This window comes from Cupriavidus sp. NPDC089707 (assembly GCF_044748965.1).
Taxonomy (GTDB): domain Bacteria; phylum Pseudomonadota; class Gammaproteobacteria; order Burkholderiales; family Burkholderiaceae; genus Cupriavidus.
In genome coordinates this window covers 261717-285682 of record NZ_JBIVHB010000004.1, presented here as the reverse complement: position 1 = coordinate 285682, position 23966 = coordinate 261717, and the positions used below count along the sequence as shown (strand labels likewise).

The following is a 23966-nucleotide window of genomic DNA, read 5'->3' as shown; positions in this document are numbered from 1 at the left end:
CACGTAACATGAACTTCAATCTCAGCGACGAACAGAAGCAACTGGCCGACGCCGTCCGCCGTTTTGTCGAGAAGGACTACGGTTTCGAGGACCGCAAGAAGAACTACGAAGGCGCTGCCGGCTACGGCGAATCCGCGTGGGGCTCGCTGGTCGAGCTTGGCCTCACTGCGCTGCCGGTGCCGGAAGCGCAGGGCGGCTTCTCGGGCAAGGCGCTCGACATGATGGTGGTGCAGCAGGAGCTGGGCCGCGGGCTGGTGGTGGAGCCGTACCTGGCCACCGTGGTGGGCGCCTACGCGCTCGGCCTGGCGGGCGGGCAGGACGCGCTGCTGGAGCAGGTCGCCGGCGGCGAACTGAAGCTGGCCGTGGCCTTCAACGAGCCGCAGGCGCGCTATGAACTGAACAACGTGCGTGTCACGGCCCGCGACGGCAAGCTCAACGGCCGCAAGACCGTGGTGCTGCATGGCGCGCAGGCCGACAAGCTGATCGTGTCAGCGCGCAGCAGCGGCGGCGACGCCGACCAGGACGGCATCTCGCTGTTCCTGGTCGATGCCAAGGGCGCCGGTGTCAGCACCAAGGACTACCGCACCATCGACAACCTGCGCGCGGCCGACCTCACGTTCCAGGATGCGCCGGCCCAGTTGCTGGGCGAGGCCGGCAAGGCCTTCCCGGTCATCGAGCAGGTGGCGGACTACGCCGCGGTGCTGCTGTGCGCCGAGGCCGTGGGCGTGATGGACACGCTCAATGCCGCCACGCTGGAATACGCCAAGACGCGCCAGCAGTTCGGCCAGCCGATCGCGCGCTTCCAGGCGCTGCAGCACCGCATGGTCGAGATGTTCATCCATGCCGAGCAGTCGCGCTCGATCACGTTGCTGGCCGCGGCCCGTTTTGAAGAGGCAACGCCTGAAGAGCGCCGCCGCTACGTCTCCGCCGCCAAGGCGCGCGTGGGGCAGGCGGCGCGCACGGTCGGCCAGGAAGCGGTGCAGATCCACGGCGGCATGGGCGTGACCAACGAACTGCCGGCAGCGCATATGTTCAAGCGGCTGACGCTGATCAACACGACCTTCGGCGACGTGGATCACCACCTGGGCCGGTTTGCTGCCCAGCCGGGGTTCCAGGAAGCAGCCTGACGCAAATTGCCGGGAAGCCATGCACACCGCTGGTTTGCTCCCCTCGCCCGCTTGCGGGAGAGGGGCAGGGGGAGAGGGCCGGCGGTGGCATACCGACGCGCTGTACTTCGTCGATGCGCCGGCCCTCTCCCCCACCCCTCTCCCACTGCGTGGGAGAGGGGAGCCTTCACCAGCGGTGGTGGCTCACGTCTAGCGCAAAACCGCGCCATAGGCCACTCGGCCTTGGCGCGGTTTTTCTTTATGCCCTGTTAGGGACGCCTTCCGCAAATACGCACGCTGCGCGCTGGCGTGCGTGCGATCATCATCAAGACAAGGCTAAAGCCATCCACAACGGAGAGACAAGCAATGCTGTATTTCGAGGATTTTGAGGTTGGCAGCCGCCGCGAACTGGGCTCCTACGTCGTCACCGAGGAAGAGCTCCTCGCCTTTGCCCGCCAGTACGACCCGCAGCCGTTCCATGTCGACAAGGAAGCCGCCGCCAGGAGCATCTACGGCGGGCTGATCTCGAGCGGCTGGATGACGTGCTCGATCATGATGCGCTTGCTGGTGCTGAGCACCACCGGCAAATCGGCCAGCATGGGCTCGCCCGGCGTGGACGAGATCCGCTGGATCAAGCCGGTCTATGCCGGCGACACGCTGACCGTGGTGCTCAATGTGCTGGACACACGCCCGTCGCAATCGAAGCCGGACCGCGGCATCGTGCATACCCAGTGGGAAGCCACCAACCAGCGCGGCGAACTCGTCTGCACGGTCAAGGGCATGGGCATGTACGGCCGCCGCCCCGCATAACGACACATCCACTCACTCATAGGAGGCAACCGAAATGCGTACCATCGCAACGCTGGAAGAGCTGGAAGCCCTGCAAGGGCAGGAAGTCGCGGTCAGCGACTGGATGGAGGTGACCCAGCAGCAGGTCAACCAGTTCGCCGAGGCCACCGGCGACCACCAGTGGATCCACGTCGACGTGGAGCGCGCCAAGAAGGAGTCGCCTTATGGCGCCCCGATCGCCCATGGCTTCCTGACGTTGTCGCTGCTGCCTAAGTTCATGCAGAACGCGTTGCACATGCCGTCGAAAATCGGCGTCAACTACGGCCTGAATCGCGTGCGCTTCACCGCGCCCGTGCCAGTCGGCAGCAAATTGCGGGCACGAATCAAGTTGCTCAAGGTCGAACGCCTGGACCCGCTGCCGAAGTCGCCGGAACTGGTGGGCGCCCAATCCACCTGGGAGGTGACAATCGAGCGCGAGGGCAGCGAGCGTCCGGTATGTGTCGCCGAGTCGATTTCCCGCCGCTACGGATGACCGAAAACGGGCTGTGTGGCGTTGAGTTGCGACAATGGTTCTGACGCGCTGCGACAATATGCCACACAGAAATGCCGCACCCGCAAAGCCGCGCCAATGCGCGGCTTTGTGCATATTTATCGGCGATATTGTGATCTTGACGGCAATCAAATGCTGCGATGCGAGGGCAGTACTTGATTGTCCGTTTATCTGAACGGTGTGTTCTGTGGCGTTGGGTTTACCCTCAATGTTGCGTTGCGGTACATTCGCGCCCACGATGTTTTACGTGTTGCGCTCCCCGGCCGAAAACCGCGCTTGCCCTCAGGTCGCTGAAGGCAGGTCCGTCGGGAAGTGCAAAAACCTCGTATTCCAACGCTACCCGGCCGCTGTACTGAGCCGGGACCGTTCGCGGTTTCGGCCATCAGGTGCCGCAGCGCCGGCAAGGTCCCACAGGGCCTGCAGCGCGCGCAGTCAGTTGTCCTTCCGTGTTCATGGCGTTGCAAGGCCGCATGGTCCTCCGGCGTTAGATTCGCCGCCCGACCGCAACGCCAGCTAAGGACACGTCCTTCCGGTTTTCCCATAGCCCCACGCCTCTTGCGCGAGCATCAGGCGGTTTAGCCACGCTTTTGCCCAAAGCGCGGTGTAACCAAACCAGTCGTGACATGAAGAAACCCATACTGCCGCGTTGGACGCGGTTCCTGCCCTGCCTCGGCCTGCTCCTGCTCGCCGGATGCAACATGACGCTGCTCGACCCGAAAGGGCAGGTCGGCGTCGACATCAAGAACATCATCCTGATCGCCACCTGGCTCATGCTGCTGGTGGTGGTGCCCGTGATCGTGCTCACGCTGGTGTTTGCCTGGAAGTACCGCGCGTCCAATACCAAGGCGCGCTATGAGCCGGACTGGTCACACTCGACCGCGATCGAAGTGGTGGTGTGGCTGATCCCGTGCCTGATCATCGTCGCGCTGGGCATCATCACCTGGAAGTCCTCGCACGACCTGGACCCGTACAAGCCGCTGGAATCGAACAAGAAGCCGGTCACCATCGAGGTGGTCGCGCTGAACTGGAAGTGGCTGTTCATCTATCCGGAACTGAAGATCGCGACCGTCAACCAGATCGCGTTCCCGGTCGACACCCCGGTGAACTTCAAGATCACCTCGGATTCGATCATGAATTCGTTCTTCATCCCGCAACTGGGCAGCCAGGTGTACGCCATGGCAGGGATGGAGACCAAGCTGCACCTGATCGCCAACCATGCCGGCTCGTATGACGGCGTGTCCGCCAACTACAGCGGCGGCGGCTTCTCGGGCATGAAGTTCAAGGCGGTCGCCATGTCGAACTACGAGTTCGACGACTGGGTCGCCAAGGTTCGCGCCTCGTCGACCGAACTGGGCGTTGAAGGCTACAAGACGCTGGCACAGCCCAGCGAGAAGGAGCCGGTCACGTACTACGGCAAGGTGGAAGACCAGCTCTTCCACAACATCCTGCACAAGTACATGGACCACAGCGGCACGGCAGTCGCCGCGGACGGGTTCAAGGGCGGCCCGATCTGCACGTCGCGCAACACCCTCGGCGAAGAGCAGTTGTCGATGACCACGCCGGCCAAGCTGGCGGCGGGCGCGTAATCCTGGGAGCAATGATGTTTGGCAAGTTGAGTTTGTCGGCGATTCCGTTTCATGACCCGATCATCATGGTCGTGCTGGCCGGCGTCGCCCTGGGCGGTGCCGCGCTGCTGGGCGCGATCACGTATTTCAAGAAGTGGGGCTATCTCTGGAACGAGTGGTTCACCTCCGTCGATCACAAGAAGATCGGCGTGATGTACTGCCTGGTCGCCCTGATCATGCTGCTGCGCGGCTTTGCCGACGCGGTCATGATGCGCACCCAGCTGGCGCTCGCCACCAATGGCGCCACCGGCGTGCTGCCGCCTGAGCACTACGACCAGATCTTCACCGCCCACGGCGTGATCATGATCTTCTTCGTGGCCATGCCGCTGATGACCGGCCTGATGAACCTGGTCGTGCCGCTGCAGATCGGCGCGCGCGACGTGGCCTTCCCGTTCCTGAACACGCTGTCGTTCTGGCTGTTCGTGGCGGGCGCCATGCTGGTCAACGTCTCGCTGGGCGTCGGCGAGTTCGCCAAGACCGGCTGGCTGGCCTACCCGCCGCTGTCGGGCCTGGACTACAGTCCTGGCGTAGGGGTGGACTATTACCTCTGGAGCTTGCAGATCTCAGGCCTGGGCACGCTGCTGACCGGCGTGAACTTCCTGGTGACGATCCTGCGCATGCGCGCCCCGGGCATGACCCTGATGCGCATGCCGGTGTTCACCTGGACCGCGCTGTGCACCAACGTGCTGATCGTGGCCGCTTTCCCGGTGCTGACCGTGACCCTGGCGCTGCTGGGCCTGGACCGCTACATGGGCACCCACTTCTTCACGAACGACGGTGGCGGCAACGCCATGATGTACGTGAACCTGATCTGGATCTGGGGCCACCCCGAGGTCTACATCCTGATCCTGCCGGCGTTCGGCATCTTCTCTGAAGTGATCGCCACGTTCTCGGGCAAGAAGCTGTTCGGCTACAAGGGCATGGTGTACGCGACCGCCGCGATCATGGTGCTGTCGTTCATCGTGTGGCTGCACCACTTCTTCACGATGGGTTCGGGCGCCAACGTCAACGCGTTCTTCGGCATCACCACCATGATCATCTCCATCCCGACCGGGGTGAAGATCTTCAACTGGCTGTTCACCATGTACCGCGGCCGGGTCCAGATGACCACGCCGGTGCTGTGGACGCTGGGCTTCATGATCACCTTCGTGATCGGCGGCATGACCGGCGTGCTGATGGCCGTGCCGGCTGCTGACTTCGTGCTGCACAACAGCCTGTTCCTGATCGCCCACTTCCACAACGTGATCATCGGCGGCGTGCTGTTCGGCTACCTGGCCGGCATTACCTACTGGTGGCCGAAGGCGTTCGGCTTCACGCTGAACGAGCGCCTGGGCAAGTGCGCCTTCTGGTGCTGGCTGGTCGGCTTTTACTTCGCCTTCATGCCGCTGTACGTGCTCGGCCTGATGGGCATGACCCGCCGCCTGAACCACACCGACAATCCGGCCTGGACGCCGTGGCTGTACCTGGCCGTGGTGGGCGTGGTGTTCGTGGCGCTGGGCATCTTCTTCCAGGTGCTGCAGATCGTGGTGTCGATCCGCGACCGCAAGAAGCTGGCCGACGTGACCGGCGACCCGTGGGGCGGCCGCACCCTGGAGTGGGCCACCTCGTCGCCGCCGCCGTTCTACAACTTCGCGCACACCCCGGTGGTGCGTGACCTGGACGCGTTCTCCGACATGAAGGCCCGTGGCGAGACCCTGCCGACCGAAGGCTACGAGAAGATCCACATGCCCAAGAACACGGGCGCGGGCTTCATCATCGGCGCCTTCAGCCTGGTGTTCGGCTTTGCCCTGACCTGGCATATCTGGTGGATGGCCATCGTTGGCCTGGTGGGCATGGTGTGGGCGTTTGTCCACCGCAGCAACGACGACCATATCGACTACTACGTGCCGGCCACCGAGGTCGAGCTGATCGAAACGCGCCATCTGCAGCGCATTGCTTCGCAGGCCTAACAACCATGTCGACTCAAGTCCTAGACCGCATCCCCGCGCAGGGCGCCTCGGCCCACGCTGACGCGCATGGCCATGACCATGCGCACCACGATACCAGTGCCAATACGGTGTATGGCTTCTGGATCTACCTGATGAGCGACTGCATCATCTTCGCCGGGCTGTTCGCCACCTTTGCCGTGCTGCGCGGCGAGCTGGCGGGCGGGCCGTCGGCGAAGGAGCTGTTCGAGCTCAACTACGTGCTGGTGGAGACCTTCATCCTGCTGTTCTCCTCGATCACGTACGGCATGGCGATGATCTCGCTGCAGAACCGCAGCCTCAAGCACGTGCAGACTTGGCTCGGCGTGACGTTCCTGCTGGGCGCGGCGTTCATGGCGATGGAAATCAACGAGTTCCACCACCTGATCGCCGAAGGCGCCGGCCCGGGCCGCAGCGCGTTCCTGTCGTCGTTCTTCACGCTGGTCGGTACCCACGGCCTGCACGTCGCCAGCGGCATGCTGTGGATGATCGTGCTGATGTGGCAGCTGGGCAAGAAGGGCATCACCCCGACGCTCAGCAAGCGCCTGATGTGCCTGTCGCTGTTCTGGCACTTCCTGGACGTGGTCTGGATCGGCGTGTTTACCGTGGTCTACCTGATGGGACATCTGTGATGGCACAACACAACGCACCGGCGGCGCACGGCGCCCATGACTCGCATGCCGCGCACGATTCGCATGGCAGCAGCACCCACGCCAGCTTCAAGGGATACGCGATCGGCTTCATCCTCGCGGTGATCCTGACCGTGATCCCGTTCAAGCTGGTGATGGACGGCAGCATGGACAAGGGCACGATCCTGTGGATCATCCTCGGCATGGCCGCGGTCCAGATCCTGGTCCACCTGAAGTACTTCCTGCACCTGGACACGTCGTCCGAGCAGCGCAGCAACGTGATCGCGCTGCTGTTCACGGCGCTGATCCTGGTGATCGTGGTGGCGGGTTCGCTGTGGATCATGTACAACCTGAACGCCAACATGATGCCGATGTAAGGACTGCGCTGTCCTGGCATCCTGGCATCGAAAAACGGGGCCCCGCGAGGGGCCCCGTTTTTTTTGCGAGATTGCATTCATGCCGCTGGCTTTCGCCCCTCTCCCGCAAGCGGGAGAGGGGCAGGGGGAGAGGGTCGGCGCTTGGCAAGCACGGTGGCGCTTCACTTCGTGGCAACGCCTGCCCTCTCCCCCGCCCCTCTCCCAGAGGGAGAGGGGAGGAAACACGCGTGGTTCAGGGTCTTGCCATCAAGGCTTGAACGTATCGCCCAGCACGACGCCTTCGCGGCGCGGGTCGGCGCCGCCCACCAGCACCGCCGAGCCGCCGATGGTGATGCGGATGATCGCGCTCAGGCCGCTCGACTGCGCGGCGGTGTTCACCGTGTGGCCAAGGTTGCGCAGGCCCTTGACCAGCGGGTCGTTATCGCCCGCCAGTCCGCCGGACGGCACGCTGAGGTCGACATTGGGGTGCTCGCCGCCGACGATCATGGCCGAGCCCGCGCCGTTGGAGCCGCCGAAGTCGATCATCGACACCGCCTGCTGCGCGTCCATGCCCCAGTCCAGCGCCGCCACCAGCGTCTTGGCCACGTACTGGATGATGGTGGCGCCGCCGGGCGAACCGGTGGTCATGTAGAAGTCACCGCGCGACCCGTCGGCATTGCGCTTGAACACCAGCGTCGGCGACATCGAGCTGCGCGGCCGTTTGCCCGGCTGCACGCGGTTTGCGACCAGTACGCCGCCCACGGCAGGCGCGGCGTTGAAGTCGGTCAGCTCGTTGTTCAGCAGGAAGCCGTTGGTCATGTGGTAAGACCCCAGCCCCGACTCGATGGTGGTGGTCATCGCCACCACGTTGCCGTACTTGTCGTGCAGCGACAGGTGGGTGGTGCCGCGCTCCTGCACGAACGACGGCGACAGTGGCACATCGCCGAGGTTGCCTGCGGCCACCGGCGTGGTCAGCACGCCGGTGGTGCTGATCAGCGCGGCGCGCTGGCTCAGGTAGGGCTTGTTCAGCATGGTGTCCCAGCTGCCACCCGGCAGGCCGATGAAATCGGTGTCGGCCACGTACTTGTTGCGGTCGGCATAGGCCAGGTGGCCCGCTTCGCCGAGCAAGTGCGCGCCCAGCACGCTGGGCCGGCCGCCATTCTGGTCGACCAGCGTGGGGCCATGGCTGGCCATGTCGAAATTCTCGACGATACCCAGGATCTGCGCGACTGCAATGCCGCCGGAGGAGGGCGGCGGCATGCCGCATATCTCGTACTGGCGATAGGTGGTGCAGACCGCCGTGCGCTTCCTGGCCTGGTAGTTGGCCAGGTCGTCCAGTGTGGTCACGCCTGGCGTGGTGTTGCCGTCATAGGCGGTCTGGATCTTGTCGACGATGGCCTGGGCGATCGGGCCATTCTTGTAGAAAGCATCGGCGCCGCCGGCTGCCACGGCAGTGAACACGCCCGCAAGCGCCGGATTCCTGAGGGTGGTATTGACCGCGCGCGGCGTGCCGTCAGGGTTCAGGAAGTAGGCGGCCATTTCCGGGTCGCGCTGGATATTGGTTACCGTGGCGGAGCCTGAGATAGCCGCCGCCATGCGGGGCGGGACCGCGAAGCCATCGGTGGCGAGCTTGATGGCCGGCGTGAACAGGTCCTTCCAGGCTATCTCTAAACGTAGGTTGGCCGCGAGCCTGTCTTAATGGACTGTTGTACCGATTTACAGTCATCCAATTCCGGATTAAAAGTTCGCTTACTTCCGCGCCGGGTGTCGCCATTGGCAAGCCGCACACCGTCCTCGCCGTCAGACCGGTGCGGGCAACACGACCGATTCTGGCGCATGGCCGCGACCTGCTCGCGGGCACCATGCACCGTCACTGCTCCCATCTCTCCTGTTGCACTGTCTCAGTGCCGACCTGCGCTGCACGCTCATGGTGCGCGAGGGTCCTCGCGGCCCGGTAAAGCCATGCGCGCCGCGCCTGGCGGGCGGGTTGCCGCCCGAAACCGGTGGCACGCTAGTTGCAAATGCATCACCCCGGGGAGCGTAGTCCCTACTAACACCACAAACGGGAGCTGCAAATGCAACGACGTGACATGCTGAAGTTGTCGGCCATCGCCGCCGCGGCAATGATCGGTACCAGCCCGCTGGCCATGGCGCAGTCCAAGGAACCGATCAAGGTCGGGATCCTGCACTCGCTGTCCGGCACGATGGCCATCTCGGAAACGTCGCTGAAAGACGTGGCCCTGATGACCATCGACGAGATCAACAAGAGCGGCGGGGTGCTCGGACGCAAGCTCGAGCCGGTGGTGGTGGACCCTGCCTCCAACTGGCCGCTGTTCGCGGAGAAGGCGCGCCAGCTGGTCAGCAAGGACAAGGTCGCGGTCACCTTCGGCTGCTGGACCTCGGTGTCGCGCAAGTCGGTGCTGCCGGTCTATGAAGAGCTGAACTCGCTGCTGTTCTATCCGGTGCAGTATGAAGGCGAAGAGATGTCCAAAAACGTCTTCTACACCGGCGCCGCGCCCAACCAGCAGGCCATCCCGGCGGTGGAATACCTGATGAGCAAGGAAGGCGGCGGCGCCAAGCGCTTCTTCCTGCTGGGCACCGACTACGTCTACCCGCGCACCACCAACAAGATCCTGCGTGCCTTCCTGAAGAGCAAGGGCGTTGCCGACAAGGACATCGAAGAGGTCTACACCCCGTTCGGCCACAGCGACTACCAGACCATCGTCGCCAATATCAAGAAGTTCTCGCAGGGCGGCAAGACTGCGGTGATCTCGACCATCAACGGCGATTCCAACGTGCCGTTCTACAAGGAGCTGGGCAATGCCGGCCTGAAGGCCAAGGACGTGCCGGTGGTGGCGTTCTCGGTGGGCGAAGAAGAGCTGCGCGGCATCGATACCAAGCCGCTGGTCGGCCACCTTGCGGCGTGGAACTACTTCATGTCGGTCAAGAATGCGCAGAACGACGCCTTCAGGAAGCAGTGGGCGGCCTGGGTCAAGGCCAACAACCTGCCGGGCGGCGACAAGCGCGTGACCAATGACCCGATGGAGGCCACCTATGTCGGCATCCATATGTGGGCGCAGGCTGTGAAGAAGGCCGGCACCACCGATACCGACAAGGTGCGTGCGGCCATGTATGGCCAGACCTTCAAGGCGCCGGACGGCTTCACGCTGACCATGGGCGAGAACCACCACCTGTACAAGCCGGTGATGATCGGCGAGGTGAAGGGCGATGGCCAGTTCTCGGTGGTGTGGAAGACGCCGAAGGCGGTGCGCGCGCAGCCGTGGAGCCCGTTCATCTCGGGCAATGAAGGGAAGCCGGACAAGGTGATGTAAGCCCCTTCTGCTTGCCACCACGCGGCTCCCCTCTCCCGCTTGCGGGAGAGGGGCTGGGGGAGAGGGCGGGCGCTGGCAATTGTGATGGCGTTACTTCCTCATAGATTCCGGCCCTCTCCCCCGACCCCTCTCCCGCGTGCGGGAGAGGGGAGCAGACAATCAGCTCGCATCATTCCTGCCATCGCAAGCTCCTATGCGCAATCCCTTATCCGTTCGAGTCGTGCCCTGGCTGCGCGCCCTGCTCGCCGCGCTGCTGCTGGCCTCAGCGCCCTGGGCGGCAGCGCTGACGCAGGCCGACCTGAAGCCGCTGGCCGAAGACGACTTCGACGCCAAGACTGCCGCGTTGTCTGCGTTGACCAAGGCATCGCCTGCCGAAGCCGGCCCGGTTTTGAAGGCCCTGCAGGACGACATCCTGCAATATGCGCCCTCGGTCGGCATGGTGCGCCAGGATGGCGACAAGGTGGTCGATGCCATCACCGGCAAGCCGGTCACCGTCAAGCCGGACGAACTCGAATCCCTGACCCTGAACAACAGCCTGCGCGCGCTGGTCGACAGCGCCGCCAGCAGCCTGCTGCTGCAATCGCCCGACATCGCGGTGCGCGCGCAGGCCATCGGCACCTTGCGCGACCAGCCGGAAAGCGCCTCGCTTGCCGCCGTGGAAGCCGCGCGCAAGGCCGAGGCCGATGCTGGCCTGCGCGCCAGCCTGGACGTGATCTGGGCCAACCTGGTGCTGGCGGAGCCCGCAGATGCCGCGGCGCACGATGCCCGGCTCGAAGCGATCCGCATCCTCGCCAGGGACAGCAACCCGCAGAGCCGCCAGAAGCTGGCGCCGCTGGTCGAGCGCGACAGCGCCGGCAACTACCGCGAAGCGGATGCCGACGTGCGCCTGGCCGCGCAGCAGGCGCTGGACCAGCTGCGCAGCGACCAGCGCCGCGCCGAACTGACCGGCAATCTGTTCGCCGGCCTGAGCCTGGGCAGCGTGCTGCTGCTGGCCGCACTGGGCCTGGCCATCACCTATGGCCTGATCGGCGTCATCAACATGGCGCACGGCGAGTTCCTGATGATCGGCGCCTATGCCACCTACGTGGTGCAGTCGCTGTTCCGTGCCTATGCACCGGATGCGTTCGCGTGGTACCTGCCTGCGGCGCTGCCGGTGTCGTTCCTGGCAGCGGCGGTGGTGGGCTTCGTGCTGGAGCGGCTGGTGCTGCGCCACCTGTATGGCCGCCCGCTCGAAACGCTGCTGGCCACCTTCGGTATCAGCCTGTTGCTGATGCAGGCAGTGCGCACGCTGTTCGGCGCGCAGAACGTGGAAGTGGCCAATCCCGGATGGATGAGCGGTGGCTTCGAATGGATGCCGGGACTGGTGATCCCGTACAACCGCGTGGTCATCATCCTGTTCGCGCTGGCCGTCGTGGCGGTGGCGTGGGCGGTGCTCAATCGCACGCGGCTGGGGCTGTTCGTGCGCGCCACCACGCAGAACCGCACCATGGCGGCGTGCGTCGGCGTGCGCACGTGGCAGGTCGACAGCTACGCCTTTGCCTTCGGCGCCGGCATCGCCGGGCTTGGCGGGTGCGCGCTGTCGCAGATCGGCAATGTCGGTCCCGACCTGGGCCAGGCCTACATCATCGATTCGTTCATGGTGGTGGTGCTGGGCGGGGTAGGGCAACTGGCTGGCACCATCGTAGGTGCGTTCGGGCTGGGCATCATCAACAAGTTCATCGAGCCGTTCTATGGCGCGGTGCTGGCCAAGATCTTTGTCCTGGTGCTGATCGTGCTCTTCATCCAGAAGCGGCCGCAGGGACTTTTCGCGCTCAAGGGGCGCAGCGCGGAGGCATGATGCAGCGATTCCAGTCGAATTCTTCCGTGTTGCCCTTCCGGCTTGCCGTACCCGAGCGCCAGTCGTTGTTCTCGCCGCGCGGCTGGATGGCGCTGGTGGCGCTGACGGTGATCGTCGGCATCGGCGTGCCGGTATGCGCGCTGCTGGTGCCGGAGGGTCATCCGTTGCACCTGTCGGCGTATGCGCTGACGCTGGTCGGCAAGATCATGTGCTTTGCGCTGGCCGCGATCGCGCTCGACCTGGTGTGGGGCTACTGCGGCATCCTGAGCCTCGGCCATGGCCTGTTCTTTGCGCTGGGCGGCTATGCCATGGGCATGTACCTGATGCGCTCGATCGGGCGCGAAGGTGTGTACAAGAGCGACCTGCCGGACTTCATGGTGTTCCTCGACTGGAAGGAGCTGCCGTGGTTCTGGCACGGTACCGACCACCTTGGCTACGCGCTGCTGCTGGTGGTGCTGGTGCCGGGCGTGCTGGCGTGGCTGTTCGGCTTCTTTGCCTTCCGTTCGCGCATCAAGGGCGTGTACCTGTCGATCATCACACAGGCGATGACGTATGCGGCCATGTTGCTGTTCTTCCGCAACGAGACCGGCTTCGGCGGCAACAATGGCTTCACCGATTTCAAGCGCATCGCCGGCTTTGCCATCGCCGCGCCGCAGACCCGCACGGCGCTGTTCGTGCTGACCTTCCTGGCGTTGCTGGCCGGCTTCGTTGCCTGCCGCTACATCGTCACGTCCAAGCTGGGCCGCGTGGTGACCGCGGTGCGCGATGCCGAGATGCGCGTCATGTTCTCCGGCTACAACCCGCTCGGCTACAAGCTGTTCGTGTGGACCTTCTCGGCTGTGCTGTGCGGCATCGCCGGCGCGCTGTACGTGCCGCAGGTCGGCATCATCAACCCGGGCGAGATGTCGCCCGGCAACTCGATCGAAATGGCGGTGTGGGTTGCCGTGGGCGGGCGCGGCACGCTGATCGGGCCTGTCGTTGGCGCGTTCCTGGTCAACGGTGCCAAGACGCTCTTCACCGCCCACTTCGCCGAATATTGGCTGTTCCTGCTGGGCGCGATGTTCGTGCTGGTGACGCTCTACTTGCCCGACGGCGTGATCGGCCTGTGGCGGCGCCTGCGTGAGCGCCGCGCTTGTGCCGTGGCGCCATCCGTGCCAGAGCCGGTTTCCACGCCGGCGGTCGCGGGCCGCACCGGAGGTGAAGCATGAACGCCACATTCCAACACGGCCAGGCCGAAAGCGGCGATGCCACCGGGCTGGGCCGGGTGCTGGAGCCGGGCACCATCGATGTGTCGCATGGCCCGATCTTGTACCTGGAAGACGTCACCGTGCAGTTCGACGGCTTCCGCGCGCTCAACAAGCTGAACCTGTCGATCGACCATGGCGAACTGCGCTGCGTGATCGGCCCCAACGGCGCTGGCAAGACCACGATGATGGATGTCATCACCGGCAAGACCGGGCCGCGCAATGCCAATGTCAGCGGGCGCGTGTTCCTGGGTCAGACCATCGACCTGATGCGGATGACCGAGCCGCGCATCGCGCAGGCCGGCATCGGCCGGAAATTCCAGAAGCCGACCGTGTTCGAGCAGCATGCGGTGTGGGAGAACCTGGAGCTGGCGATGAAGGCCGACAAGCGCTGGCGGTCGTCGCTGCGCGCGCGGCTGACCGGCGAGGGGCATCGCCGCATCGAGGAGACGCTGGTGCTGACCGGACTGGAGGCTGAGGCATACCGGCCCGCCGGGCTGCTGTCGCACGGGCAGAAGCAGCGGCTGGAGATCGGCATGCTGCTGATGCAGCAGCCACAGTTGTTGCTGCTCGACGAGCCCGTGGCCGGCATGACCGATGAAGAAACCATGCAACTCGCCAGCCTGCTCAACGGCCTGCGTGGCAGCTGCTCGATGATGGTGGTGGAGCATGACATGGAGTTCGTTGCCGCGCTGGCCGGCGGGGCCGGCAAGGTCACGGTGCTGGCCGAGGGCAGCGTGCTGGCCGAAGGCACGCTCGACAGCGTCAAGCGCGACGAACGCGTGATCGAATCCTACCTGGGAAGATAAGCATGCTGCAGGTCAATGCACTGAACCAGTACTACGGCGGCAGCCATATCCTGCGCAACGTCTCCTTTGACGTGCCGGCGGGCAAGCTGACCACGCTGCTCGGCCGCAACGGCGTAGGGAAAAGCACACTGCTGAAATGCCTGATGGGCGTGGTGCCGACGCGCAGCGGCAGCATCCACTGGGACGGCAAGCCGCTGGAGAAGAAGGCGCCGTATGAACGGGTCTCCGCCGGGCTGGCCTATGTGCCCCAGGGGCGCGAGATCTTTCCGCGGCTGACAGTCGAAGAGAACCTGCTGATCGGTGCCGCCAGCCGCGCGCGGCCATCGGGTGTGCCGGATCGCATCTACCAGCTGTTCCCCGTGCTGCGCACCATGCGCCAGCGCCGCGGCGGCGACCTGTCCGGCGGCCAACAGCAGCAACTGGCGATCGGCCGGGCGCTGATGAGCGAACCGCAGCTGCTGATTCTCGACGAGCCGACCGAGGGCATCCAGCCATCGATCATCCAGGACATCGGCCGCGCGCTGCGGCTGCTGGTGGATGAGTTCGGCATGACGGTGCTGCTGGTCGAGCAGTACTACGAGTTCGCGCGCCATATCGCCGATCACTATGTGGTGATGAGCCGGGGCGAAGTGGTCGCGCGCGGTGCCGGGACGAGCATGGAGCAGGACGGCGTACGGGAGCTGATTGCCGTGTAAGGGCAGAACGGGGAATGCGCATCGCACGCCGCTTTCCGCCCAGGCAGGCGGCGCGCTATGATTGCCTGCAACCCCCGCCATCGCGCACCCGCCTCCGGCATTTCCTCGCCATGCGTCATCCAGATTTTCCATCGTCACTCGCCGTGCCTGCCGCATGGCAGGCCAGCCTGCGGCTGCGTTTTGCGCAACGCGGCGAACGCACCGCGCTGGTCGAGCGCCGCCACCGGGGGCCGCTGCTGGTGCAGAAGCCGCTCTATCCCGAAGGCGGCATCTGCCATGTCGTCATCCTGCACCCGCCGGCCGGCGTGGCGGGCGGCGACAGCCTGGATATCGATGTGACGGTCGATGCCGGTGCCCACGCGGTGCTGGCCACGCCCGGCGCCACCAAGTGGTACAAGTCGCTCGGCCGCGACGCGGCGCAGCAGGTGCGGCTGTCGGTCGGCGCGGGGGCGCGGCTGGACTGGCTGCCGCAGGAGAACATCGTATTCGACGATGCGCGCGCGCGCATCGCGACGGTGCTCGACGTTGCGCCGGGCGGCAGCGCGATCGGCTGGGATGCCGTGGTGCTGGGCCGGCAGGCATCGGGCGAGCAATGGGCGCGCGGTGCGTTGTGGCTTGATACCCGCGTCGGCGTCGGCGAGCGCGCGTTGTGGATCGAACAGTCTCATTTCGATGCAGGGTCGCCGCTGCGCACCGCCGTGGCGGGGCTCGATGGACTCAACGTGCTGGGCACGCTGTGGGCGGTAGGCGAGGGCGCGACGCAGGAACTGGCGGAAGCGCTGGCCGAACGGTTGCCCTACGGCCCGGAACTGCGCGCGGGCGTGACCTGCCTGGCAGCCCATGGCCAGTCGATGCTGCTTGTGCGCGTGCTCGGCCGGCAGATGGAAGCCGTGCGCCACGTGATGGTCGATAGCTGGAACGCGCTGCGCGCGCCGATGCACGGCGTGGTGGCGCGACCGCTGCGCCTGTGGGCAACGTAGGGCCACGTAGGACCACGATCGGACAACAAGGCAGACAAGGAACAAGAGATGGAACTAACGCCGAGAGAAAAGGACAAGCTGCTGATCTTCACCGCCGCGCTGCTGGCTGAACGCCGCAAGGCGCGTGGGCTCAAGCTCAACTATCCGGAAGCGGTGGCGCTGATCACCGCCGCCATCATGGAAGGCGCGCGCGATGGCCGCACCGTTGCCGATCTGATGCACGAAGGCACCACCGTGCTGACGCGCGATGACGTGATGAATGGCGTCGCCGAGATGATCCCCGAGATCCAGGTGGAAGCGACGTTCCCCGACGGCACCAAGCTGGTGACCGTGCACCATCCCATTGTCTGAGCTAGCCCATCGTCGGAGTTGGCGCTGCGACGACCGATTCGAACAACAAATCCAACCGAGAGCCGATATGACCCGTACCGCCTGCCTGCGCCTTGCACTGGGCACTACCCTGACCATTGCCGCCACCGCCGCGCTGGCGCACCCCGGCCATGATGCCGCTACCGTCGGCGCCAGCCTGTGGGCCGGCCTGGCGCACCCGTTCACCGGCGCCGACCACCTGCTGGCGATGGCGGCGGTGGGCGTGTGGAGCGCGCTGGTGGCACGCTCGGCTGCCGATACGCTGCGCCTGCCACTGGTCTTCGTCGCGCTGATGCTGGTCGGTGCGGCACTCGGGCTGGCTGGCATGGCGCTGCCAGCGGTGGAGCCGATGATCGCCGTGTCGTTGCTGGTGGTGGGCTTGATGCTGGCGCTGCGCGCCAAGCTGCCTGCTTGGGCGGGGGCCTTGCTGGTTGGCGGCTTTGCGGTGTTCCACGGCTATGCGCATGGCGCGGAGTTGCCGGCCACTGCCGAGGCGCTGCCCGCCGTGCTGGCCTACGTCGGCGGCTTTGCCGTCGCGACCATGGCGCTGCACCTGCTCGGTATCGTCGCCGGCACGCTGCTGCGCCGCCATGCCGGCTGGCTGGCCCGCCTGGCCGGTGCCGGCGTGGCGCTGTACGGCGCCGGCCTGCTGGTGGCCTGAGGAGACGCACCATGATCCCCGGTGAACTGATGCCCGCCGATGGCGAGATCGAACTCAACGCCGGCCGCGCCACGGTCAGCGTGACGGTGGCCAATACCGGCGACCGGCCGATCCAGGTCGGCTCGCACTTCCATTTCTACGAGACCAACACCGCGCTGTCGTTCGATCGCGAAGCCACGCGCGGCTTCCGGCTGAATATCGCGGCGGGTACGGCGGTACGTTTCGAGCCCGGGCAGACCCGCACCGTCGAATTGGTGGCGCTGGATGGCGACCGCATCGTCTACGGCTTCAACGGCAAGATCATGGGAGCGCTGTGATGGCAAGGATCTCCAGGCAGGCCTATGCCGAGATGTTCGGCCCCACCACCGGCGACCGCGTGCGGCTGGCCGACACAGGGCTCATCATCGAAGTCGAGAAGGACTTCACCATCTACGGCGAGGAAGTGAAGTTCGGCGGCGGCAAGGTGATCCGCGACGGCATGGGCCAGAGCCAGCGCATGGCGAAGGACTGCGTCGACACAGTGATCACCAATGCGCTGATCGTTGACCACTGGGGCATCGTCAAGGCCGATATCGGGCTGAAAGACGGGCGCATCGCCTCGATCGGCAAGGCCGGCAACCCGGATATCCAGCCGGGCGTGACCATCGTGGTCGGGCCGGGTACGGAGGTGATCGCGGGCGAGGGCATGATCGTCACGGCGGGCGGCATCGACAGCCATATCCATTTCATCTGCCCGCAGCAGATCGAAGAGGCGCTGATGAGCGGCGTCACCACCATGATCGGCGGCGGCACCGGGCCGGCGACGGGCACCTTCGCCACCACCGTGACGCCGGGGCTGTGGTTCATGGAACGGATGCTGCAGGCGGCGGACGCCTACCCAATGAACATCGGGCTGCTCGGCAAGGGCAACGCCAGCCAGCAGGCGCCGATCCTGGAGCAGGTGGAGGCCGGTGCGATCGGGTTGAAGCTGCATGAGGACTGGGGCACCACGCCGGCGGCGATCGATACGTGCCTGTCGGTGGCGGACGCGACCGACACGCAGGTGGCGATCCATACCGATACGCTGAACGAGGCCGGTTTTGTCGAGGCGACCATTGCCGCATTCAAGGGCCGCACCATCCATACGTACCACACCGAAGGTGCCGGCGGCGGCCATGCGCCGGACATCATCAAGGTCTGTGGGGAGGCCAATGTGCTGCCATCGTCGACCAACCCGACGCGGCCGTACACGGTGAACACGCTGGACGAGCACCTCGACATGCTGATGGTGTGCCACCACCTGGACCCGTCGATTGCCGAGGATATCGCCTTCGCCGAAAGCCGCATCCGCCGCGAGACCATCGCCGCGGAGGATATCCTGCACGACCTCGGCGCGTTCTCGATGATCTCCAGCGACTCGCAGGCCATGGGCCGCGTCGGCGAGGTCATCATCCGCACCTGGCAGACCGCGCACAAGATGGCGCTGCAGCGTGGCAAGCTGCCCGGCGATCCGCACGATGCGCGTGGCGGGCACGACAACTTCCGCGTCAGGCGCTATGTCGCCAAGTACACCATCAACCCGGCGCTGACGCATGGCATCGCGCATGAGGTGGGCTCGGTAGAGGTCGGTAAATGGGCCGACCTGGTGCTGTGGCGTCCGGCGTTCTTCGGCGTCAAGCCGAGCCTGATCCTGAAGGGCGGCATGATCGCCGCCGCGGCGATGGGCGATCCCAATGCGTCGATCCCCACACCGCAGCCGGTGCATTACCGGCCGATGTTCGCGTCGGCGGGTGGGGCGCTGCACCGGTCTTCGCTGACCTTTGTATCGCAGGCGGCGCTTTCGGCCAATGTCGGCGAGCGCTATGGCCTGGCCAAGACGCTGTCTGCGGTGCGCGGCACCCGCACGGTCAGCAAGCGCGACATGGTGCACAATGACTGGCAACCGCACGTCACGGTCGATCCGGAGACTTACCAGGTCGTTGCCGACGGCCAGCTGCTGACCTGCGAGCCCGCCACCGAGCTGCCCATGGCGCAGCGCTATTTCCTGTTCTGAACCGCCGGGCTCCACGCCTCGCATCGCAAATGCTGAAGATCGACAAACTTCTGAGCGCCCCGCACGGCATTGCGCCGGTGCTGGTGCGCCGTGCTCCCAAGCTGGTCCTGCCTTTCAACGAACGCAGCAAGAGCCGCCTGCGCGCGGTGCTCGACAACGGCACCGAGGCTGCGTTGTTCCTGCCGCGCGGCACGGTGCTGAGGGGGGGCGATTTGCTGGTGGCCGAGGATGGCAGCTTTGTCGAGGTGCAGGCTGCTGCGGAGGCCGTGCTGGACGTGCGTTCGGAGGATCAGCATGCGCTGATGCGGGCAGCGTATCACCTGGGCAACCGGCACACGCCGGTGGAGATCGGGCGCGACTATCTGCGGCTAGAGTACGACCCGGTGCTGGCCGACATGCTGCAGCGCCTGGGCGTGCGCGCCGAGCGCGCGGAGCTGCCGTTCGAGCCGGAGGCCGGAGCGTATGGCGGCGGGCACAAGCATGGGCACGATGCCACGTTCGCGGAAGACTATGCGGCGGCGCAGGCGGTGTTCCATGAGCATCATGGGCACTCGCACTCGCACTCGCACTCGCACTCGCACTCGCACTCGCACTCGCACTCGCACTCGCACGGACATGCTCATGATCACGAACATAGCGACGCGGATCATGTTGACGATGCAAATTGCGTGCATAAGCATTGATCCCATTAGTGCTGACAACAATGGGGGCGCGCTGTGAATCTGCCGGAAAACCTTACCAATACCGACACCGCGCTCCCCTCTCCCGCTTGCGGGAGAGGGGCTGGGGGAGAGGGCCAGCGTTTGCCAGCACCGACATTCGTCCGCATGCTCCGCTCAAACCAGACCCAAGCAGAGCAACGTCTTTGGTACCACTTTCGCGCCCATCGATTCCTGGGGTTGAAATTCAAGCGTCAACAGCAGTGTGGGCCTTATATAGCGGATTTTGTCTGCATGGCATTCAAACTGGTCATTGAGGTGGACGGCGGCCAGCATGACATAGAGGTCGATGCGAAACGCGATGCATGGTTTCGGCGCGAAGGCTATCGTTTGTTGCGGTTTTGGAACCATGAGGTATTGGGGAACACTGAGGCAGTGTTGGAAAGGGTTCGTGTGGTCTTGTTGGAGCTGGGGCTTGTGGATGCGCCGGCCCTCTCCCCCGACCCCTCTCCCGCAAGCGGGAGAGGGGAGCAAACCGTCGCAAAACGGGGTCAGCCCTCATGACCAACCTCCACCAACTCATTTCCCTGCTGCACCTCGCATCCCCCGCCTTGCCCATCGGCGGCTTCAGCTATTCGCAAGGGCTTGAAGCCGCGATCGAGGCCGGCGTCATCCATGACGCCCAGACGGCCGAGCGCTGGATCCGCGACAACCTGCTGCATGTCCAGTCCCAATGCGAAGCGCCGTTGTGGCTGCTGTTGCATCGCCACTGGCGTACCGGTGACACGGCAGCAGTGCAGGCGTGGAACGCCTGGTTCCACGCCACCCGCGAAACCTCGGAGCTTCGCCTCGAGACCGAGCAGATGGGCTGGTCGCTGGCGAAGCTGATCGGCCAAATGGAGTGGGGCACGCCAGCATTGCGCGAGGCGCTGGCAGCACTATCGCCGGTCTGTCTGCCAACCGCCTTCACCGCAGCGTGCGTTGCGCTGGACGTCGACGCCCGTGACGGCCTGGCCGCCTATTGCTTCAACTGGGCCGAGAACCAGGTCGCCGCCGCGATCAAGGCGGTGCCGCTGGGCCAGGTCGCCGGCCAACACATGCTGCGCCGTCTTCACGCAGCGGTGCTGGAAACCGTAGACGAAGCCACGCGCCGCGCCGATTCCACGCCGCCGCAACTGTCAACCTTTTCCCCGTTGCTGGGCCTGCTTTGCGCGCGCCACGAAACGCAGTACTCCCGGCTGTTCCGTTCCTGAATCCACTCCCCACCATGACCCAGGCCCGTACCAAGAAGAACCCTCCGCTGCGCGTTGGCGTCGGCGGCCCGGTTGGCTCCGGCAAGACCACGCTGCTGGAGATGCTGTGCAAGGCCATGCGCGATCGCTATGACCTGGTCGCAATCACCAACGACATCTACACCAAGGAAGACCAGCGCCTGCTGACGATCTCCGGCGCGTTGCCTGCTGAGCGCATCATGGGCGTGGAAACCGGCGGCTGTCCGCATACCGCGATACGCGAGGATGCGTCGATCAACCTGGAAGCGGTGGACCGCATGCTGGCGAAATTCCCGGACGCCGACGTGGTGTTCATCGAGTCCGGCGGCGACAACCTCGCGGCAACTTTCAGCCCAGAACTTTCTGATCTGACGATCTACGTGATCGACGTAGCCGGCGGTGAGAAAATTCCGAGAAAAGGCGGCCCCGGAATTACCAAGTCCGACCTGCTGGTGATCAACAAGACAGACCTCGCGCCGTACGTCGGCGCGTCCCTGGAAGTGATGGAGAGCGATGCCCGCAAGATGCGCGGCACCCGGCCGTTCGTGATGGGCAGCGTCAAGTCCGGGCAGGGCCTGGACGAAGTGATCCGCTTCATCGAACGGCAGGGCATGCTTGGCGTCTAGCGCTCGATGTCGCCCGCGGCGGCCCTGGCGCCGGGTTTGACATAGCTCACCGGCGGGCGGAAGCTGCCCTTGCCCGCCAGCGCCCGCGCAACCGCCGCCACCAGGTTCAGCTCCGGCTCGTTGAGTTCGGCCATATGGCGCACGGTGGCCTCGATGGCCGCCTGCTGCCGGTTGCCGTAGGGCATCGGCGGCTGCTCCACCTGCAACTCGCTGACATCGTGGCGTGCGAAGTCCAGCATTTCGGACGGTGGGACCGCAAGGGTCTCGGCCAGCGTGCAGATATTGATCAGCGCCAGGTTGCGCTTGCCCCCTTCGATGCCGCTCAGGTAGGAACGTGCCAGACCGCTTTCAAGCGACAACGTTTCCTGGGACCAGCCGCGCTGCTTGCGCAGCCAGGCGAGATGCAATCCGAATAGTCTGAGATGTCGAGTAGTCATGGGATCGTAAGAAGTTCGGAGTGTTCTGAGGCTAAGGGTTTGACCTTGAGGCCACGACAACTTATTCTCCCCCTCACTATCGATGCCCGATCCGCGGAATAAGGGATGCGCCAGTGCATATGGCGCGGCACGATGGCATGACATCGGGCGGCTTGCATGGCCGTGCCAGACGGGACCACTGCGCGATGCCGGCGCGATGCTTTCGCGCGTGCGCCGGATTGCGCGGACAGGATGACTACATCCTGTCGCCCTGCTCAGGGAATTGCCATGCAGATATTCACGCTGTTCGAGGCGCAGATGCGCGCCTTCCACTCCGGCCACCATGCTGTGGCGGACCTGACCATCGGTTTCCAGTCGCGCTTGCTGTCCGCTACGGCAGGGCTTGGCGAAACCTGCGACTACGTGTTTCTCCGCGCGGGAGAGGCTCAGCCCGAATTCATGGCGGAGCGGCCCGAGTGGTGGGCCTGCCTGCGCGGCGGGCTGCGCATGTCGGCGCCCGGGCGCGGCAGCCTGCTGGCGGGCGGCGGCGAGTTGTTCGCGCCCGCCACCGGCGTGCCGATGCAGGTCCGCGCTACGCTCGATACGATCCTGGTGCGCGCGGTCGCGCAGGATGTAGCTGCGGCGCCAGTGTCGCTGCCCGCTGGCGCGTGTCGCTGCACGCTGGGGAAGGTGGGCGCGGACGACCCTGACAGCATCGACGGCGCATCACCGGGCGGGGGCGCGCTGCGAAGCCTGTCAGGCATGCAGCCTGAGTTCATCCAGCTTGATGATTCGGGCGGCGACTGGGCGCAGTGGCTGCGCGCGCGCGGCTTGCGCTGGGCGCTGTGCTATCGCGGTGCTGCAGGCTTGCACTGGCACGGGCCGGAGGCGTCAGCGGCGGATAACGCGGCGTTCTTGCAGCCCGGCGCGCTTTACGCGCCGGACCCGAATGAAACCTGTCGTCTCGACGTGCTCATGCCCGGCACCGCCCTGCTGTGCTGCTTCGGGCCGCCGTGCGAGCATGGCAATCGCGGGAACGAAGGCGAAGGCAGAATCGGGCAGGCCACGCGGTGCGCCGGTCGGCTGGCCAGGGAGCGTGCCGACATGCCGGCACTGGTGGCGGCGTGAACACCGCGGCGGCCCGGGGCCACGCCCGGGCCGGTCCTCAGTGGCACTTCTGTGGCACTTCTGTGGCGCCTCAGTGGCGCCTCAGTGGCGCTTGTACTGCGTGGCGCCGAACAGCACCTCGCGCGCCTTGTCGTCCTGCAGCGCCTTGCGCGCGCTGGCCAGCACCTCGACGCCGCGCTTGACCGCGGGACGCTCGGCGATCTCGTTGAACCAGCGCTTCAGGTTCGGATATTCGTCCAGCTCGACGCCCTGGTTTTGCCAGCTGCGCAGCCATGGGAAGGTAGCGATGTCGGCGATGGTGTACTGGTCGCCGGCCAGCCATTCGTGCTTCGACAGCTGCGTGTCGATCACGCCGTACAGGCGCCTGGCCTCGTTGGTGTAGCGGTTGACCGCGTACTCGATCTTCTCCGGGGCGTAGATGCGGAAGTGGTGCGCCTGCCCCAGCATCGGGCCGACGCCGCCCATCTGGAACATCAGCCACTGCAGCGCGTCGTACTTGCCGCGCACGTCCTCGGGCAGGAACCTGCCGGTCTTGCCGGCCAGGTACAGCAGGATGGCGCCGGATTCGAACAGCGAGATCGGCTTGCCGTCCGGGCCGTCGGGATCGACGATGGCGGGAATCTTGTTGTTGGGGCTGATCTTCAGGAAGTCCTCGCCAAACTGGTCGCCGGCGCCGATGTTGATCGGATGGACCTTGTACTCCAGGCCGCATTCTTCCAGCATGATGTGAACTTTGTGGCCGTTGGGCGTTGCCCAGGTATAGACGTCGATCATCGCAATGGCTCCCCTGGCTGCGATCGTGGTGACTGCCACGTCAACCACTGACGTGGCGAACCGGGCGATTTAAGCACAGAAGAAAAAAACGCGCAGGCATGCTGCGCGTTTCCA

General features: G+C 65.3%; 24 protein-coding genes and 1 pseudogene. 22 read left to right on the top strand and 3 right to left on the bottom strand.

Translation table 11 applies throughout. The features are described from left to right. Nucleotides 1-8: 8 nt before the first annotated feature. From ACIP1U_RS09865 to cyoD, 7 genes are all read left to right on the top strand, one after another. On the top strand, nucleotides 9-1127 hold the full coding sequence (locus ACIP1U_RS09865; RefSeq protein ID WP_400314311.1) for an acyl-CoA dehydrogenase family protein: 1119 nt from the start codon (nucleotides 9-11) through the stop codon (nucleotides 1125-1127). Nucleotides 1128-1472: 345 nt separating this feature from the next. Next, entirely contained in the window at nucleotides 1473-1916 is a 444-nt protein-coding gene (locus ACIP1U_RS09860; protein WP_400314310.1) for a MaoC family dehydratase, read from the top strand. Nucleotides 1917-1950: 34 nt separating this feature from the next. After that, nucleotides 1951-2427: a MaoC family dehydratase gene (locus tag ACIP1U_RS09855; protein WP_400314309.1), complete on the top strand. Its 477-nt coding sequence runs from the start codon at nucleotides 1951-1953 to the stop codon at nucleotides 2425-2427. Nucleotides 2428-3068: 641 nt separating this feature from the next. After that, the gene (gene cyoA, locus ACIP1U_RS09850; protein WP_400314308.1) at nucleotides 3069-4031 is read left to right on the top strand and encodes a ubiquinol oxidase subunit II; all 963 of its coding nucleotides are present in this window, start codon (nucleotides 3069-3071) and stop codon (nucleotides 4029-4031) included. Nucleotides 4032-4045: 14 nt separating this feature from the next. Continuing rightward, nucleotides 4046-6019 carry a cytochrome o ubiquinol oxidase subunit I gene (gene cyoB / locus ACIP1U_RS09845; RefSeq protein ID WP_400314307.1) on the top strand — a complete coding sequence of 658 codons (1974 nt, stop codon included), beginning with the start codon at nucleotides 4046-4048 and terminating at the stop codon, nucleotides 6017-6019. A 5-nt stretch (nucleotides 6020-6024) separates the two neighbouring features. Then, nucleotides 6025-6666, top strand: coding sequence for a cytochrome o ubiquinol oxidase subunit III (gene cyoC, locus ACIP1U_RS09840; RefSeq protein WP_151071395.1), 642 nt, complete (start codon nucleotides 6025-6027; stop codon nucleotides 6664-6666). After that, nucleotides 6666-7040, top strand: a complete 375-nt coding sequence (cyoD, locus tag ACIP1U_RS09835; RefSeq protein ID WP_400314305.1) for a cytochrome o ubiquinol oxidase subunit IV — start codon at nucleotides 6666-6668, stop codon at nucleotides 7038-7040. Before cyoC ends, cyoD begins: the two co-directional genes overlap by 1 nt. Before the next feature lie 246 nt (nucleotides 7041-7286). Here the strand turns inward: cyoD and ACIP1U_RS09830 are convergent. Beyond that, nucleotides 7287-8684, bottom strand: a pseudogene (locus ACIP1U_RS09830) (gamma-glutamyltransferase family protein); the annotation flags it as partial. A gap of 410 nt (nucleotides 8685-9094) precedes the next feature. Between ACIP1U_RS09830 and urtA the strand changes: the two are divergent. From urtA to ureG, 14 genes are all read left to right on the top strand, one after another. Then, nucleotides 9095-10351 (top strand): urea ABC transporter substrate-binding protein, encoded by a 1257-nt coding sequence (urtA, locus tag ACIP1U_RS09825; RefSeq protein WP_400314304.1) that lies wholly within the window; start codon nucleotides 9095-9097, stop codon nucleotides 10349-10351. Nucleotides 10352-10544: 193 nt separating this feature from the next. Further along, entirely contained in the window at nucleotides 10545-12188 is a 1644-nt protein-coding gene (gene urtB / locus ACIP1U_RS09820) for an urea ABC transporter permease subunit UrtB (protein WP_400314302.1), read from the top strand. Next, the gene (urtC, locus tag ACIP1U_RS09815) at nucleotides 12188-13396 is read left to right on the top strand and encodes an urea ABC transporter permease subunit UrtC (protein ID WP_400314412.1); all 1209 of its coding nucleotides are present in this window, start codon (nucleotides 12188-12190) and stop codon (nucleotides 13394-13396) included. The genes urtB and urtC overlap by 1 nt, the downstream gene beginning before the upstream one ends. Continuing rightward, nucleotides 13393-14241, top strand: coding sequence for an urea ABC transporter ATP-binding protein UrtD (urtD, locus tag ACIP1U_RS09810; RefSeq protein WP_400314300.1), 849 nt, complete (start codon nucleotides 13393-13395; stop codon nucleotides 14239-14241). The genes urtC and urtD overlap by 4 nt, the downstream gene beginning before the upstream one ends. A gap of 2 nt (nucleotides 14242-14243) precedes the next feature. Beyond that, entirely contained in the window at nucleotides 14244-14936 is a 693-nt protein-coding gene (gene urtE, locus ACIP1U_RS09805; RefSeq protein ID WP_400314298.1) for an urea ABC transporter ATP-binding subunit UrtE, read from the top strand. A gap of 110 nt (nucleotides 14937-15046) precedes the next feature. Then, nucleotides 15047-15916: an urease accessory protein UreD gene (locus tag ACIP1U_RS09800; RefSeq protein WP_400314296.1), complete on the top strand. Its 870-nt coding sequence runs from the start codon at nucleotides 15047-15049 to the stop codon at nucleotides 15914-15916. 48 nt (nucleotides 15917-15964) lie between these two features. Beyond that, entirely contained in the window at nucleotides 15965-16267 is a 303-nt protein-coding gene (locus ACIP1U_RS09795) for an urease subunit gamma (RefSeq protein ID WP_400314294.1), read from the top strand. Nucleotides 16268-16334: 67 nt separating this feature from the next. Continuing rightward, entirely contained in the window at nucleotides 16335-16946 is a 612-nt protein-coding gene (locus ACIP1U_RS09790) for a HupE/UreJ family protein (protein WP_400314292.1), read from the top strand. An 11-nt stretch (nucleotides 16947-16957) separates the two neighbouring features. Then, a complete protein-coding gene (locus ACIP1U_RS09785; protein WP_400314290.1) occupies nucleotides 16958-17263 on the top strand; it encodes an urease subunit beta in 306 nt (101 codons plus the stop codon). After that, entirely contained in the window at nucleotides 17263-18978 is a 1716-nt protein-coding gene (ureC, locus tag ACIP1U_RS09780; protein WP_400314289.1) for an urease subunit alpha, read from the top strand. Before ACIP1U_RS09785 ends, ureC begins: the two co-directional genes overlap by 1 nt. A 29-nt stretch (nucleotides 18979-19007) precedes the next feature. Then, on the top strand, nucleotides 19008-19661 hold the full coding sequence (ureE, locus tag ACIP1U_RS09775; protein ID WP_400314287.1) for an urease accessory protein UreE: 654 nt from the start codon (nucleotides 19008-19010) through the stop codon (nucleotides 19659-19661). 144 nt (nucleotides 19662-19805) lie between these two features. Further along, entirely contained in the window at nucleotides 19806-20201 is a 396-nt protein-coding gene (locus tag ACIP1U_RS09770) for an endonuclease domain-containing protein (RefSeq protein ID WP_400314286.1), read from the top strand. Continuing rightward, complete coding sequence (locus ACIP1U_RS09765; RefSeq protein WP_400314285.1) at nucleotides 20198-20890, top strand: urease accessory protein UreF; 693 nt, start codon at nucleotides 20198-20200, stop codon at nucleotides 20888-20890. Before ACIP1U_RS09770 ends, ACIP1U_RS09765 begins: the two co-directional genes overlap by 4 nt. 14 nt (nucleotides 20891-20904) lie before the next feature. Further along, on the top strand, nucleotides 20905-21534 hold the full coding sequence (ureG, locus tag ACIP1U_RS09760; RefSeq protein WP_029044737.1) for an urease accessory protein UreG: 630 nt from the start codon (nucleotides 20905-20907) through the stop codon (nucleotides 21532-21534). Here ureG and ACIP1U_RS09755 read toward each other — a convergent pair. Further along, on the bottom strand, nucleotides 21531-21971 hold the full coding sequence (locus ACIP1U_RS09755) for a helix-turn-helix domain-containing protein (protein ID WP_209763208.1): 441 nt from the start codon (nucleotides 21969-21971) through the stop codon (nucleotides 21531-21533). The genes ureG and ACIP1U_RS09755 overlap by 4 nt on opposite strands. Nucleotides 21972-22238: 267 nt before the next feature. Here ACIP1U_RS09755 and ACIP1U_RS09750 point away from each other — a divergent pair, with 267 nt between their 5' ends. Then, nucleotides 22239-23078: a hypothetical protein gene (locus ACIP1U_RS09750; RefSeq protein WP_400314283.1), complete on the top strand. Its 840-nt coding sequence runs from the start codon at nucleotides 22239-22241 to the stop codon at nucleotides 23076-23078. 81 nt (nucleotides 23079-23159) lie between these two features. On the opposite strand, the gene ACIP1U_RS09745 is transcribed toward ACIP1U_RS09750, so the two are convergent. Then, nucleotides 23160-23852 (bottom strand): glutathione binding-like protein, encoded by a 693-nt coding sequence (locus ACIP1U_RS09745; RefSeq protein WP_400314410.1) that lies wholly within the window; start codon nucleotides 23850-23852, stop codon nucleotides 23160-23162. Between the last annotated feature and the right edge of the window lie 114 nt (nucleotides 23853-23966).

What these genes read in the sequence shown, in the direction of transcription:
- cyoA (WP_400314308.1), top strand. Translation starts at nt 3,069, where the DNA reads ATGAAGAAACCCATACTGCCGCGTTGGACGCGGTTCCTGCCCTGCCTC.
- urtD (WP_400314300.1), top strand. Translation starts at nt 13,393, where the DNA reads ATGAACGCCACATTCCAACACGGCCAGGCCGAAAGCGGCGATGCCACC.
- ACIP1U_RS09755 (WP_209763208.1), bottom strand. Translation starts at nt 21,971, where the DNA reads ATGACTACTCGACATCTCAGACTATTCGGATTGCATCTCGCCTGGCTG.
- ureE (WP_400314287.1), top strand. Translation starts at nt 19,008, where the DNA reads ATGCTGAAGATCGACAAACTTCTGAGCGCCCCGCACGGCATTGCGCCG.
- ACIP1U_RS09750 (WP_400314283.1), top strand. Translation starts at nt 22,239, where the DNA reads ATGCAGATATTCACGCTGTTCGAGGCGCAGATGCGCGCCTTCCACTCC.
- ACIP1U_RS09795 (WP_400314294.1), top strand. Translation starts at nt 15,965, where the DNA reads ATGGAACTAACGCCGAGAGAAAAGGACAAGCTGCTGATCTTCACCGCC.
- urtC (WP_400314412.1), top strand. Translation starts at nt 12,188, where the DNA reads ATGCAGCGATTCCAGTCGAATTCTTCCGTGTTGCCCTTCCGGCTTGCC.
- ACIP1U_RS09785 (WP_400314290.1), top strand. Translation starts at nt 16,958, where the DNA reads ATGATCCCCGGTGAACTGATGCCCGCCGATGGCGAGATCGAACTCAAC.
- ACIP1U_RS09865 (WP_400314311.1), top strand. Translation starts at nt 9, where the DNA reads ATGAACTTCAATCTCAGCGACGAACAGAAGCAACTGGCCGACGCCGTC.
- ACIP1U_RS09860 (WP_400314310.1), top strand. Translation starts at nt 1,473, where the DNA reads ATGCTGTATTTCGAGGATTTTGAGGTTGGCAGCCGCCGCGAACTGGGC.
- ACIP1U_RS09770 (WP_400314286.1), top strand. Translation starts at nt 19,806, where the DNA reads ATGCTCCGCTCAAACCAGACCCAAGCAGAGCAACGTCTTTGGTACCAC.
- cyoD (WP_400314305.1), top strand. Translation starts at nt 6,666, where the DNA reads ATGGCACAACACAACGCACCGGCGGCGCACGGCGCCCATGACTCGCAT.
- ACIP1U_RS09855 (WP_400314309.1), top strand. Translation starts at nt 1,951, where the DNA reads ATGCGTACCATCGCAACGCTGGAAGAGCTGGAAGCCCTGCAAGGGCAG.
- ureG (WP_029044737.1), top strand. Translation starts at nt 20,905, where the DNA reads ATGACCCAGGCCCGTACCAAGAAGAACCCTCCGCTGCGCGTTGGCGTC.
- cyoB (WP_400314307.1), top strand. Translation starts at nt 4,046, where the DNA reads ATGTTTGGCAAGTTGAGTTTGTCGGCGATTCCGTTTCATGACCCGATC.
- ACIP1U_RS09790 (WP_400314292.1), top strand. Translation starts at nt 16,335, where the DNA reads ATGACCCGTACCGCCTGCCTGCGCCTTGCACTGGGCACTACCCTGACC.
- ACIP1U_RS09745 (WP_400314410.1), bottom strand. Translation starts at nt 23,852, where the DNA reads ATGATCGACGTCTATACCTGGGCAACGCCCAACGGCCACAAAGTTCAC.
- urtA (WP_400314304.1), top strand. Translation starts at nt 9,095, where the DNA reads ATGCAACGACGTGACATGCTGAAGTTGTCGGCCATCGCCGCCGCGGCA.
- urtB (WP_400314302.1), top strand. Translation starts at nt 10,545, where the DNA reads ATGCGCAATCCCTTATCCGTTCGAGTCGTGCCCTGGCTGCGCGCCCTG.
- ACIP1U_RS09800 (WP_400314296.1), top strand. Translation starts at nt 15,047, where the DNA reads ATGCGTCATCCAGATTTTCCATCGTCACTCGCCGTGCCTGCCGCATGG.
- urtE (WP_400314298.1), top strand. Translation starts at nt 14,244, where the DNA reads ATGCTGCAGGTCAATGCACTGAACCAGTACTACGGCGGCAGCCATATC.
- ureC (WP_400314289.1), top strand. Translation starts at nt 17,263, where the DNA reads ATGGCAAGGATCTCCAGGCAGGCCTATGCCGAGATGTTCGGCCCCACC.
- cyoC (WP_151071395.1), top strand. Translation starts at nt 6,025, where the DNA reads ATGTCGACTCAAGTCCTAGACCGCATCCCCGCGCAGGGCGCCTCGGCC.
- ACIP1U_RS09765 (WP_400314285.1), top strand. Translation starts at nt 20,198, where the DNA reads ATGACCAACCTCCACCAACTCATTTCCCTGCTGCACCTCGCATCCCCC.